Raw genomic sequence first — 13,266 nt, 5'->3', positions numbered from 1 at the left:
CTACCACCAATGCTTGGTTACAAAAATCTTTAAGGAATATATTCAAATGTTTTTCCTTCGGTACCTAATTTAAAGTCATCTGTTCTGAAAGGCGCTACAGGTAAACCTTTTGTTGTATAAAGATCAAGTGGACCGGGATTATCTGCCCAGGCATATCTTACTGCTTTGGGCGATTGTACATCATTGCTGAAAACAACAACAGTATTGTTTTTTATATAAGCCTGCGCCCAATGAAAGATATTGTCAGCACCAGCTATAGCAAAGCCACGCAGGTATCCATATTTATCTTTTGAAATAAGTTGGGGATTATCTTTAAAAGAAATAATGACATTGCCATCTTTTATTTCCATGTGGTCATACACAGGGCTTGTGTAAGCAGTATCTACATGATAAATTTTTTTGAGTGCAGCCAATGCAAGTCGTACACCAACATCCTTTTTATTTTTTGGATGAATATCATTTGCGTCACCAATATCTATTGCAGTAGCCATGCCTGTGTTAGGTAATAATAGTGCAGATGCCTGTGCATCTCTTAACTCCGCCCAATCACTATTGGCGGGCTTTTCAGGCTCCGGCATGTAACCGGCAAGCTGCACAAAAAGAAATGGCAAACTATCCTGTTTAAATTGCGTGCGCCAGTCTTTTATAAATGCGGGGAACAATGATCTGTATTCTGCTGCACGATCTGCATTGCTTTCTCCCTGGTACCATATAACGCCTTTGATTGCAAGATTGGTAATCGGTGCAATACAACCATTATACAACAATGCAGGTGTTCCAAAAATATAGTTGTTTACAACGACAGGTTTTTTAAAAGAAGCCGAATCGATCTTTGCACCTGTTTTATATTTCCATTTGCCTGCAAGACGTGGGTCCCAAAACATATTATACATGCCACCTTTATTGCCTGCATCAAAAACTCTAACAACAAGCACATTATTTTTTGGTTGAAGAAATGAATCAGGAACATCATAATTACGCCAGTTGTAATTACCAAAAGTTTCCCCCACTTTATGACCATTCACCCATGCAATATCATAATCGTCAACCTGCCCCAGGCTAATGCGAAAAGTTTTTTCCTTATAATTTTCAGGCAGATCAAAAGTTCTGCGCATCCAAACAGAACCATCGAAATCTTTAAGTTCGTTATTGCTCCAATAGCCCGGTACATCTATGTCCTGCCATGTTGTTATGTCTGTAGAAGGTTTGTACCATTCTTCTGTAAGACCGGGATCATTGGTGAGGTAAATAGCCTTTTCCCATGTAGGTTTCATTTCGGCAAATGACGCATTGAGTTGTTTAAAACTTTTTTTCGGTGCGAGGTATAAGTTGTAATAATCACTGAATTGCGGAAACTGTTTCAACGCATCATTGCTCATCCATGTTTCAACAGAAGTGGCGCCAAGATTATCACTTATCAATCCAATTGGAACATGCAGATTTTCCTGTAAATGCCTGCCAAAATAAAATGCAACGGCAGAAAAATTTTGAATAGAAGTAATGTCACAGGTTTTCCATTCGCCACTGCTCAATGTATCCTGCTGCACATAATCTGTTGCAAGCCCGGCAGTAAATAATCTTATATTGTTATTATTGTCTCTTGCTGCGTCTGTTTCTTTATCCTTAACCTCGCTCACATGAAATTGCATATTACTTTGTCCGCCACAGATCCATATATCACCATACAAAATATTATTCAGTTCAATTGTATTTTTTCCTTTGATTATTATGGTGTAAGGTCCGCCGGCATTATGTTGCGGCAGTGTTATCATCCACTTACCATCTTTTGATGTTTTAGTTTTATAGCTCTTGCCTTCCGTTTCAATTGTTACTGCTTCATTCTTGTCGGCACAGCCCCAGACTCTGCATGGCATACCTCTTTGCAAAACCATATTGCTCTGAAAAATGTTGGGCAATTTTATTGTTGCATGAACAGTACACAAAAAAATATTACATCCAATCAAAAGAAACAGGCAAGTCTTTTTTTTCATAAAACTATTTTTAGGAAAGACATTTTTTGGAACCAACTGTATTACTGCTATGATGCTTTTGTTGTGTCACTCACTGGTACGGCAGTAATACTATTCAACAATATATAGCTTCAAAATTTTTATCACCTTGCAATACATTACTTAAAACTGACTTATTAATTCATTGTCGAAATTCTGCTACAAAAATTATTTACAAAGGAATCAGATCAGCACAAGGCAATTATATTTTATAATTATAAAAAAAATTTGTTCGGAATGTGAAAATAAATCAATTTTACTATGTCTGAACATTTAAACAAATAAAATTTCAATGGCCAAGGAATCTTTTGTAATAGATCACAGCAGTGTATTACCACTTCACTACCAGGTAGAAGATCTTTTGCGAAAGCTGATAGAACAACCGGAATACCAAAACGGAAAACTGTTACCTAACGAAGTAGACATTGCAAAGAAGCTCGGCATATCACGAAATACAGTACGACAGGCAACCAACAAATTGGTATATGAAAAGTTATTGATCAGGAAAAAAGGTGTAGGAACCAAAGTTGCTAATAAGAATATTACTACCAAGCTAAACAAATGGACAAGCTTTACCCATGAAATGGATGAGAAGGGTGTAAAGTTCAGAAACTACAGTTTAAAGATAAGCTGGGAAGTAGCGGATAGTGAACTCAGTAAAGTGTTTAACATAGATAAGAAAACAAAAATTCTGAAGCTGGAAAGAGTGCGTGGCATAGCTTCTGAACCGATTGTTTATTTTATTTCTTATTTCCACCCACGTATTGGATTAACGGGAGATGAAGATTTTTCGAAGCCATTATACGAGATGCTGGAAAATGAACATCATACATCTGCAGCCATTTCAAGGGAAGGCATAAGTGCTATACTTGCCGATGATGAATTATCTGAAGTGTTGAAGGTTGCGGTTGGAGATCCAATATTATTTCGCAAAAGAGTTGTGTTCGATCCGGGTGACAGACCCATAGAATATAATGTAGGCTATTATCGTGCAGACAGGTTTACTTATACTATAGATATAGAAAGAGGTTAGGGATCTTTGTTTCAATAATTAAAATTTGCACATTAATATGTATGAACATTCTTACTTTTTGATTAGTTTGCTGATGCTTGCATCATGCGCAATAATGTTCTATGTGTTGCAGTGTGCGACGCAACGAAAGCCTAATAGCAGTAATAAAGCCGGGCTCAAAAAATAACGAAAAAGCGATTCTGTAAAGTCAGCATATAACTCATTTACTCAACGATTCCTGCAATGAAAAAATTACCATTAACGAGATTGCTTGTATTGCTTTTGCTATCTGCATTTATTTGTCCGGGAAAGCTCGCGGCACAAACTTCTAAAAAGATTACCGGTAAAGTAACCACAGAAACAGGGGAAGTATTAGCTGGTGTTACCGTACAGGTGAAAGGCACATCAACGATTGTTACAACAAATGATAGTGGTTCTTATAGCATTAATGTGTCGGGCAATGAAACTACTCTTGTATTTTCTTATGTTGGTTATGCAAAACAGGAAGTGAATGTAAAAAATAAAACATCTTTTGATGTAGTATTGATAGAAGAGAAGAATGAATTGTCGCAGGTAGTAGTGATCGGTTATGGCACGGTAAAGAAAAGCGATCTTACCGGTTCAGTTGTTTCTGTAAAAGCGGATGAACTAAAAGCTGTGCCTGCAACGAGTTTTGACCAGGCGCTGCAGGGAAGAGCAGCAGGTGTACAGGTTACGCAATTATCTGGAAAACCAGGCGCTGAAACATCTATAAGAATACGAGGTACCACCTCTATTAATGCTGGCAATGAACCATTGTATGTAATAGATGGAATGCTCATAAGCAGTGATGGTAACGATATGAATACAGGCGTTACACTTGGTCCACGTATTGGGCCATTAGCCGCCATCAATCCTAATGATATTGAATCAATAGAAATTTTAAAAGATGCATCGGCAACCGCCATCTATGGATCAAGAGGTGCAAATGGAGTGGTGATCATTACAACTAAAAGAGGAAGAGCGGGTAAAGGTTCCGTAACGCTGGACAGTTATTATGGTCAACAGGAAATAGCTAATAAAATTCATGTATTGGATGCACACCAGTTTGGTGATTTTGTGAACGAAGCAAAGTTGAATGCAAACCAAACGCCTATCTATGTAAACCCTAAGAACCTTACTACAACTGACTGGCAGGATGCAGTGCTTAGAACAGCGCCTATGGCAAACTACCAGTTAACGTTTTCGGGAGGTGATGATAAAACCAAATACTCTATAACAGGTTCTTACTTTGCACAGGATGGTATTATTAAGAATTCAGATTTTAAACGTTATTCCTTCCGTTCCAATCTTGACAGGGATGTAAGTAAAAGACTTACTGTTGGTACAAGTGTTACCTATGCAAGAGTTACATCGAATGGTGTATTGACCAATGCTGGAACAATTGTTCCGGGTGTTGTAACAGATGCCATGTTGTTTAACCCTATACTACCAATTTATGATTCAACAGTTGTAGGTGGCTATACATATGAAAATGACCGGGGCAAATTATTAGGTAATCCTGTTGCAGAAGTTGATAAATACAATTCCTATACGGTATCATCAAGATTCCTTGGAAATATATATGCCAGGTATAAGTTAATGGAAGGGCTTGAGTTTAAAACCAGTTTTGGTTTGGATGCTTTCTCCAATAAAGAAAATTCATATGCGCCGTATTATTTGAAAAGAGCCCAGGCGAGTAAAGGAGAAGCATCACTCGGAACTGTGCAAGGTTTAACATGGCTTAATGAAAACACATTGAATTATTCAAAGCAGTTTAAGAATGAGCATTCCATAAATGCAGTTGCTGGGTTTACGGTACAGCAATTCCAAAATGAAAGCTTATTTGTTTATGCTTTTGATTTTCCTGACGACAGAACAGGTTACCATGATATATCTGCAGCGCTTAACCCACAAAAACCTTTCAATGGTGAATCTAAATGGAGTCTTGTTTCTTTCTTTGGCAGGGTAAACTATACAATCAAGGATAAATACCTATTTACAGTAACAGGTCGCTCTGATGGGTCTTCAAAATTTGCTGAAGGAAACAAATATGGTTTCTTCCCTTCCGGCGCGTTTGCATGGCGCATATCCAAAGAAAATTTCATGAAAGATGTTCATGCTATTTCTGATTTAAAATTTCGTGCAAGCTATGGTGTAGTGGGTAATCAGGCTATACCACCATACCAATCACTTGCATTAGTCGGTCCATACGGTGAAGGTGTATTCAACAGTTCACAAGGCAGTGAAGTATATACGGGCCGCGAACCATTAAGCTATGTAAATAAAGATCTGAAATGGGAAAGCACAAAGCAATTAGACATTGGTGTTGATATTAGTTTGTTTAGTAACCGTATTACATTTACCGGTGATTATTACAATAAGAAAACTTTTGATCTCTTGCTTTCTACGCCGATTCCATCAACTTCCGGTTTTACTTCAACTTTATTGAATGTTGGTAATATCGTAAACAAAGGTTTTGACCTTGATTTAAAAACCATCAATACAACAGGAGCTTTAAAATGGAGCACTTCGCTAAATGTTTCTATCAATAAAAATGAGATGACAAATCTCAATACCAGCACAGATATTCTGCTTCCCGGTGGAATTATTTTAAGACAGGGATTACCGATAGGTACATTTTATGGTTATGAATTTGATGGCATCTTTCAATCAGATGCTGAAGCTGCAAGCAGCCCGGTGTTAATAGGACAAGAGCCCACTTCTCCAAATCCTGCATCTGTTGCAAAAGCCGGTGATAGAAAATATAAAGACATTAATGGAGATGGTGTAATTAATGCAGATGACAGAACATTACTTGGTAATGCACAACCAAAATTTACATGGGGTTTCAACAATACTTTCTCTTTTAAAAATATTGACCTCAGCTTTTTCTTCCAGGGATCAGAGGGCAATAAAATGGCTAACTTAAATAATCTTGATCTCTTAAATTTTACTGGTCAGAATAATGTGTTGGCAGAAGCCGCATTGAACAGGTGGACGCCTGAAAATCCAAATAATAAATATCCAAGAGCCTTATCAAATGGAAGCCTTGATGTGGGTATATTCTCTTCCAACATTGTTGAAGATGCATCATATATAAGATTGAAGAATGTTACACTTGCTTATCGTATGCCTGCAAATATTTTAAAGAAGACAGGTATACAAAGTCTTCGCATCTATGCGGGTGCTACCAATTTATGGACGTTAACTGATTACACCGGCTACGATCCGGAGGCGAACACTTATGGACAAAGCACGACATTGATTGGCATTGACTATGGTGGTTATCCGCAAACAAAAACTTATACAATCGGTATCAACGTAGGATTTTAGTATTCAACAAATAAGCCATTATGAAATCAACATATAATTTTATAAAACCTGCAGCATTCGTTTTATTGTTAACGATGATTACTCCTTCCTGTAAAAAATTCCTTACTGAAGATCCAAAAAATGTAGTCGCTGTTACTAACTTCTATCAAACAGAGCAGGATGCAGTTTTTGCAGTAAATGCAATTTATGCGTGGCTCAATTCAATCAGCTCGGGTTCTTATGCGGGTGTATATCTTAATTCATTTTGGGTAACTGCGGGTCTCGCATCTGATGAGATGAATAACCAGGAAATATTTTCTCCTTACTACGATCAGACTGCAACATTTACTTACAGTTCTCAAAATAATGCATTGCAGGAAATCTGGTACACACATTATAAAACAATAACATTAGCAAATATTGCCATCGAAAGAATTCCATTGATACAAATGGATGCTACACTCAGAACGCGTTTGGTGAATGAAGCGAAGTTTTTACGTGGCATGTTATACTTTGATATGGTGCGCATGTTTGGCAGCATTCCATTAGTATTGAAAGAATCAGAACCATTAACACCATCAATCTCAAGTGTTGATGATATATATGCACAAATAATCAGTGATCTATCTGATGCCGAATCATTACCATTGAATTATCCTCCGGGTGATGGTCGTGGTCGTGCAACAAGCGGTGCAGCAAAAGCTTTGCTGGCAAAGGTTTATCTTACAAGAGGTGATTATACAAACTGCGCTGCAAAATGCAAAGAGGTAATCAATTCCGGCGAATATGCTTTGTGGGATGACTTTGCTGATGTATTTAAACTCTCTAGTCGCGGTGGTAAAGAGGCAATTTTTTCGGTGGGCTTTGGTGATGCCGGCGGTGCAATTATTTTCTGGGAAGTTGGTCAGTTTAATGTGCGTTTATTGCCTACTGCATTGAGTGCCGAAGGTGTAGAGAATGCACAAGGCTGGCAGGTGCCCACGCAAGATCTATACGATAGTTATGATGCAAATGACAGAAGACGCGCTGTAACTTTTGTAACAGAAGTTCATAACCCCGATGGGTCTATTACAAGTATCAAACCTTACATACAAAAATATTGGGATCGTATTGCAGAGCCTAAAGCAAATGGTACTGCAAATGATTATCCTGTGATCCGTTATGCAGATGTGCTGCTCATGCTTGCTGAAGCAAGTAATGAATTAGGTAATACTGCAGACGCATACACATACATAAACATGGTGCGCAAACGTGCACGTTTCGATGGCACTGTTTACCGTGATGCATTGCCTGATTACACTAATTTATCGCAGGAGGAATTTCGTGCAGCAGTGCTGAAAGAAAGACGTTGGGAGTTTGTTGCAGAAGGTCAGCGATGGTTCGATCTTGCACGTACGCATACGCTTGAAACGCTTGTACCCATTGCAAAGCCGGGCGTTACGCCGCAGACAAAACATTATTTGTTTCCATTGCCGCAACGTGAAATTGATCTGAATCCAAATCTCGTTCAGAACACAGGTTATTAGTGAAGAAAGAATTTTTATGTACCAAACGATAGTACATATATCATCGTTCCTTGCGTCGCACACTTGTACTGTAGCATATAAGTCAAAAGTGAAAATGAAAAATTCAAAAAAAGGACTAACACATTTTCACTTTTTACTTTTTGAATTTTGACTTTGCTCATTAATGTTTCGAACGTACAAGTGAGTGACACAACAGGTGATGCCAAAAGATATAAAGCTGAATAAAAAATAAAATGAATAAACCTGCACTGGCAATAGATCTCGGGGGAACCAAAATAAAAATTGGTCTGGTGCAGGCACATGTAGTTGTAGGGACAACATCAATAGATGCATTATCTGCAAATGGATTAAGAGAAAGATTGCCACATGTAAAAAATGCAATTATTAAATTATTAGCAGAACATAAAATTTCATTGAATGATCTGGCAGGATTAGGAATGGCGGTTCCGGGAATAGTTGACAGTAAACAAAAAAGAATTCTTTCGATAGATAAAAAATTTGGAGATGCACCGGAAATAGATTTCGAAAGCTGGTGTAAAGAAGCATTGGGTTTAAAACTTTCCATGGAAAATGATGCACGTGCTGCATTGATAGGCGAATGGAAATTTGGTAAAGCAAAAGATTATGAAAATGTAGTGTTGATGACATTGGGTACTGGTGTTGGAAGTTCAGCAGTTATAGAAGGGAAGTTATTAAGAGGTAAGCATTTTACCGCTGGAATATTAGGTGGACATTTTATTATTAACTACAAAGGATCGCAATGCAACTGTGGCAATAAGGGATGTGTAGAAACAGAAGCTTCAACATGGTGCATCGCCGCCAAAGTAAAAAACGCTGAAGGATTTGCAAACAGCAAGCTGGCAAAAGAGTCAACAATAGATTTCGAATCTATTTTCAGGTGTGCAGAACAGGGAGATGCATTAGCAAATAAAATAAAAGAAGAAAGCCTTCATGTATGGTCTGCGTGCGCAATAAATCTTATTCATGCATACGATCCTGAAATATTATTGTTGACGGGTGGTATCATGGCAAGCAGTGATTATATTATTCCATACATACAGCAACAAACAGACGCACATGCATGGACGCCATGGGGAAAAGTAAAAATTGAAGCAGCATCTTTTCCTGCAACAGCAGCACTTTTAGGCGCGGGTTATTTAGTAACGAATGAATAAAAATTGAGCAGATTGATGAAATCGAATTATGATAAATTTCCGGAAGTAAGTATAAAAGGTCATACCTGTTATTCAGGATGGGATGCGGTTATTGATGAAATTAATAAGGCGGTAAAGATTTCTGGCAAAGAAAAAATTATTGTTGCTGTTGAATGCTATCATGGCGTTTTTGTAAAGGAGATCATCAAACATTTAAAAGAAGAAATGAATTCTGCATTATTAATTAATGCTGCATCCGCAATGAAAGATGAAACGATTATTGCAGAAATCGTTCAGCCATTTGTAACGGATGATCCTGTGTTTGGTTATGTCACTCCACTTGAATTGGAAAGTTATTTTGATGGACAAAAGATTTCTGACTTACAGCAACAAATTGCTGCTGTGGATAAAGGAATTGTAATAGTAATTGGCATAGGTGCCACGTTGGTTTGTAAGGAAGCTGCATTGATTGTATATGCAGATATGCCACGCTGGGAAATTCAATTGCGCTTCCGAAGAGATGCTGTTGGCAATATTGGTCGTAATAATAAAACAGATTCATTCGCTTATAAATACAAGCATGCTTATTTCGTTGACTGGCGGGTGTGTGACAGGCATAAGAAAAAAATATTTGATAAGATCGATTATATACTTGATACAACGATTGAAGAAAATCCAAAACTAATTACTGCCGTTGCATTAAAAGAAGCATTAGAATATGTTGTTACGAGGCCATTTCGTGTTGTTCCATTTTTTGATCCTGGTCCATGGGGTGGTCAATGGTTAAAAGAAGTTTGCGATCTCGACAGAAGCGAACAAAATTTTGCATGGGGTTTTGATTGTGTGCCCGAAGAAAACAGTTTAATGATGCGCTTTCAAAATGAAGTAATAGAAATACCATCCATTAATGTTGTCTTCTTTCAACCCGAAGCATTGCTTGGAAAACCCGTCTACAAAAGCTTTGGTGATGAATTTCCTATAAGGTTTGATTTCCTTGATACAATGGAAGGTGGTAATCTTAGTTTACAGGTTCATCCTTTAAAAAAATATATCAAAGAAAAATTCGGTATGCCTTACACGCAGGATGAAAGCTATTATTTTTTGGATGCCAAAAATGAAGCATTTGTTTATCTCGGTTTAAAAGAAAAGATTGATCCTGCTGCGATGGTTGCAGAACTTGAATCTGCACAAAGTAACGGTCACAATTTTGATGCAGAAAAATTTGTACAAAAATGGCAGGTAAAAAAACATGACCATGTTTCAATACCCGCTGGTACTGTTCACTGCTCCGGCGCCAACACCGTTGTACTTGAAATAAGCGCCACGCCTTACATTTTTACTTTCAAGTTGTGGGATTGGGGAAGAATGGGATTAGATGGCAAACCACGCCCCATTTCCCTCGAACACGGTAAAAATGTTATTCAGTGGAACCGTACAAAAGAATGGACGGAAAAAAATATTCTCAATCTTGTTAAAGAAATTCAAGAAGGAGATGGCTGGTGTGAAGAGCGAACTGGTCTTGATGAAGACTCTTTTATTGAAACAAGAAGACATTGGTTCACCAAAACAGTAACACATAACACGAACGGTGTGGTGAATGTGTTGAATTTAATCGAAGGTAGTGAAGCAATCGTTGAAAGCCCAACCAATGCATTCGAGCCTTTTATCATTCACTATGCAGAAACATTTATTGTTCCTGCTGCGGTAGATGAATACACCGTTACGCCACACGGAGAAAGTGCAGGTAAACAATGTGCAACTATGAAAGCATCAGTACGAACAGAAAAACTGGTTGACATAAGCATAAACTAAAACGTATGCAACAAAAAAGAAACAATTGGTATATCTATAAAGCAACACTTGTCGCAGCAGTAGGTGGATTATTATTCGGTTATGACACTGCTGTTATTGCAGGTGCTATTGGTTTTATGAAACAATACTATTCTTTATCGGATGCAATGACAGGTTGGGTTGCTTCTTGTGCATTGCTGGGTTGTATTGCAGGCGCTATGTATGCTGGTAAACTGAGTGATAATATTGGTCGCAAAAAAGTATTGATGCTTGCTGCATTGTTGTTTGCCATATCCTCAATAGGAACTGCAATGCCACCAAACCTTACATTCTTCGTTGTATTTCGGTTGATTGGTGGAATGGGCATTGGCATTGCATCGATGTTGTCACCAATGTATATTTCAGAAATGGCGCCTGCTGATATACGTGGCAAACTCATCTCTGTATTTCAGTTAGGTGTCGTGTCAGGTATCCTGCTGATCTATTTTGTAAATGCAGGCATTGCCGGCATGTATGACGAAGCATGGAATATCAGCACAGGATGGCGTTACATGTTCGGTTCCGGCCTTATTCCTTCTGTAATATTTATATTGTTATTGCTTACCGTTCCTGAAAGTCCGCGTTGGCTTGCCAAGAAGAAACGTAATGAAGAAGCTTTATATATTCTTACAAAAATAAATGGCACAACAAAAGCACAACAGGAGCTAAACGAGATCAACAATACATTAGCTGATGAAACATCATTACCAATTTCAGAAATGTTGAAACCAGGTTTACGACGTGCATTGCTTATTGGTATTGTACTTGCCATTTTTTCACAGGTTACAGGTATTAATGCTGTTATGTATTATGCCCCGGAAATTTTTAAATCAACAGGTGATGGCTCAGGCTCTGCATTAATGCAAACAGTATTGGTTGGTATCATCAATGTTGCATTCACTTTAGTGGCAATAAAATATGTAGATAAACTTGGCAGAAAGGCTTTATTGCTTATCGGTATTGCAGGTATGACGATCTGCCTGCTTGCTGTTGGTGCCGCATTTTATTTTAATGCACAGCAAGGTTATCTGGTACTCATTGGAATACTTTGTTACATCGCATGTTTTGCTATCTCGCTCGGACCATTAACATTCGTAGTTATTGCAGAAATTTTTCCTACAAAAGCAAGAGGTACAGCTATGTCGGTTGCTGTATTTTCTTTGTGGGTTGCTGTGTTCCTTGTGTCACAATCATTTCCGATTTTGATGGGCTCTATTGGTAATGCATTCACATTCTGGATATATATGTTCATGGCGATTTGTGCGTTCCTCTTTGTATGGAAAATGGTTCCCGAAACAAAAGAAAAGACATTGGAAGAAATTGAAAATTATTGGAAAGCCCGCGATGCTTCCGTTACACTTAAAACAAATAATGTTTAAATAAAAATATTATGAGCCAATCATTATTACTGCTATTAAGCTTTCGTTGCGTCGCACTCTTGTGCAGCAACAATACTATTCGGCAATAAGATAAACTCTAAAATTATATTCAATATTAATTCTAACGAAATGAAACGATCTTTTGTAATCTTAACTGCGCTTGCTATTTCTACTTCAGTTATCTTTTTTGCATGCAAAAAAGATAAGGTAGAAACGGATCTGCCTAAGCTTATACTTGCACCGGACAAAGTAAGCGGTAAATCAGGATTTCCAGTTTCAACAGTTTTATCCGGAACAGTGCAGAATGGCGTAAAGAATTTCTATATATCCAAAACAGTAAATCTGAAAATTGACAGTTCATGGGGTACAAATGGAGTATTAACTATTACAGATGTTTCGGGTCAAACAAATTTTGATTATACATTCAACTACACCTTACAGGATGATGAAGTAGATAAACTTGTTGGTTTCAATTATCGCATTGAAGATGAAAAAGGGAAAGCTGCAGAAAAAGATCTTACTGTAAATACCATTGCATCAGGCGCACAGATCATAGCATCGCATCCCTGGAAAATAACTTCTAAATTTTGGGAAACAGATGATCCGCCTTCTGAAAACCTGCAGGATTGCGAAAAAGACAATTTCTTTACCTATAAACGTGATAGCACTATCCTGCTTAATTATGGAACTGCTGGTTGTTTATTCGATGGATTTAATATTTATGATAAATGGAGTTTGACAGAAGATGAAAAGACTTTTACGCAGACTTATCATTCTGTATTCGATCCATCAAAAGTTACAACTGAAGTATATAATGTTATCTCACTCACAAAAGACAAATGGGTAATGCAGATAACATACGACTTATCTGTGTTTGGACTTTCAGACAAAGAGTTGTTCACGTTTACATTGGAACCTTACTAATATTTTCAAAGCTGCGTGCTGAATATTGAATATATATAAACAGCACAAGGGTGCGACGCAACAAAAGCGTAATATAAATTCCATAGTTGGGCACATAAA

General features: G+C 37.6%; 8 protein-coding genes. 7 read left to right on the top strand and 1 reads right to left on the bottom strand.

Translation table 11 applies throughout. From position 1 onward, the window contains the following. Positions 1 to 29: 29 nt before the first annotated feature. Positions 30 to 1,991 carry a sialate O-acetylesterase gene (locus FRZ67_RS04940; RefSeq protein WP_147188477.1) on the bottom strand — a complete coding sequence of 654 codons (1,962 nt, stop codon included), beginning with the start codon at positions 1,989 to 1,991 and terminating at the stop codon, positions 30 to 32. 310 nt (positions 1,992 to 2,301) lie between these two features. Here FRZ67_RS04940 and FRZ67_RS04935 point away from each other — a divergent pair, with 310 nt between their 5' ends. The 7 genes from FRZ67_RS04935 to FRZ67_RS04905 all read left to right on the top strand — a co-directional run bounded on the left by FRZ67_RS04935 (position 2,302) and on the right by FRZ67_RS04905 (position 13,167). Then, complete coding sequence (locus FRZ67_RS04935; RefSeq protein ID WP_147188476.1) at positions 2,302 to 3,042, top strand: GntR family transcriptional regulator; 741 nt, start codon at positions 2,302 to 2,304, stop codon at positions 3,040 to 3,042. Positions 3,043 to 3,264: 222 nt separating this feature from the next. Continuing rightward, positions 3,265 to 6,375: a SusC/RagA family TonB-linked outer membrane protein gene (locus FRZ67_RS04930; RefSeq protein ID WP_147188475.1), complete on the top strand. Its 3,111-nt coding sequence runs from the start codon at positions 3,265 to 3,267 to the stop codon at positions 6,373 to 6,375. Positions 6,376 to 6,395: 20 nt separating this feature from the next. Continuing rightward, entirely contained in the window at positions 6,396 to 7,880 is a 1,485-nt protein-coding gene (locus FRZ67_RS04925) for a RagB/SusD family nutrient uptake outer membrane protein (RefSeq protein ID WP_147188474.1), read from the top strand. A gap of 233 nt (positions 7,881 to 8,113) precedes the next feature. Beyond that, positions 8,114 to 9,055, top strand: a complete 942-nt coding sequence (locus FRZ67_RS04920) for an ROK family protein (protein WP_147188473.1) — start codon at positions 8,114 to 8,116, stop codon at positions 9,053 to 9,055. Between the two features lie 15 nt (positions 9,056 to 9,070). Further along, a complete protein-coding gene (locus FRZ67_RS04915) occupies positions 9,071 to 10,846 on the top strand; it encodes a class I mannose-6-phosphate isomerase (RefSeq protein WP_147188472.1) in 1,776 nt (591 codons plus the stop codon). A 5-nt stretch (positions 10,847 to 10,851) separates the two neighbouring features. Beyond that, entirely contained in the window at positions 10,852 to 12,243 is a 1,392-nt protein-coding gene (locus FRZ67_RS04910) for a sugar porter family MFS transporter (protein ID WP_147188471.1), read from the top strand. A 129-nt stretch (positions 12,244 to 12,372) separates the two neighbouring features. Beyond that, on the top strand, positions 12,373 to 13,167 hold the full coding sequence (locus tag FRZ67_RS04905) for a hypothetical protein (RefSeq protein WP_147188470.1): 795 nt from the start codon (positions 12,373 to 12,375) through the stop codon (positions 13,165 to 13,167). The last annotated feature ends 99 nt before the right edge of the window (positions 13,168 to 13,266 follow it).

It is taken from the genome of Panacibacter ginsenosidivorans, from assembly GCF_007971225.1.
In the GTDB taxonomy this organism is placed as follows: domain Bacteria; phylum Bacteroidota; class Bacteroidia; order Chitinophagales; family Chitinophagaceae; genus Panacibacter; species Panacibacter ginsenosidivorans.
This window is presented reverse-complemented; position numbering and strand designations above follow the sequence as displayed.

Excerpts from the sequence above, each read along its gene's own strand:
- FRZ67_RS04940 (WP_147188477.1), bottom strand. The coding sequence starts at position 1,991 with ATGAAAAAAAAGACTTGCCTGTTTCTTTTGATTGGATGTAATATTTTT.
- FRZ67_RS04935 (WP_147188476.1), top strand. The coding sequence starts at position 2,302 with ATGGCCAAGGAATCTTTTGTAATAGATCACAGCAGTGTATTACCACTT.
- FRZ67_RS04930 (WP_147188475.1), top strand. The coding sequence starts at position 3,265 with ATGAAAAAATTACCATTAACGAGATTGCTTGTATTGCTTTTGCTATCT.
- FRZ67_RS04925 (WP_147188474.1), top strand. The coding sequence starts at position 6,396 with ATGAAATCAACATATAATTTTATAAAACCTGCAGCATTCGTTTTATTG.
- FRZ67_RS04920 (WP_147188473.1), top strand. The coding sequence starts at position 8,114 with ATGAATAAACCTGCACTGGCAATAGATCTCGGGGGAACCAAAATAAAA.
- FRZ67_RS04915 (WP_147188472.1), top strand. The coding sequence starts at position 9,071 with ATGAAATCGAATTATGATAAATTTCCGGAAGTAAGTATAAAAGGTCAT.
- FRZ67_RS04910 (WP_147188471.1), top strand. The coding sequence starts at position 10,852 with ATGCAACAAAAAAGAAACAATTGGTATATCTATAAAGCAACACTTGTC.
- FRZ67_RS04905 (WP_147188470.1), top strand. The coding sequence starts at position 12,373 with ATGAAACGATCTTTTGTAATCTTAACTGCGCTTGCTATTTCTACTTCA.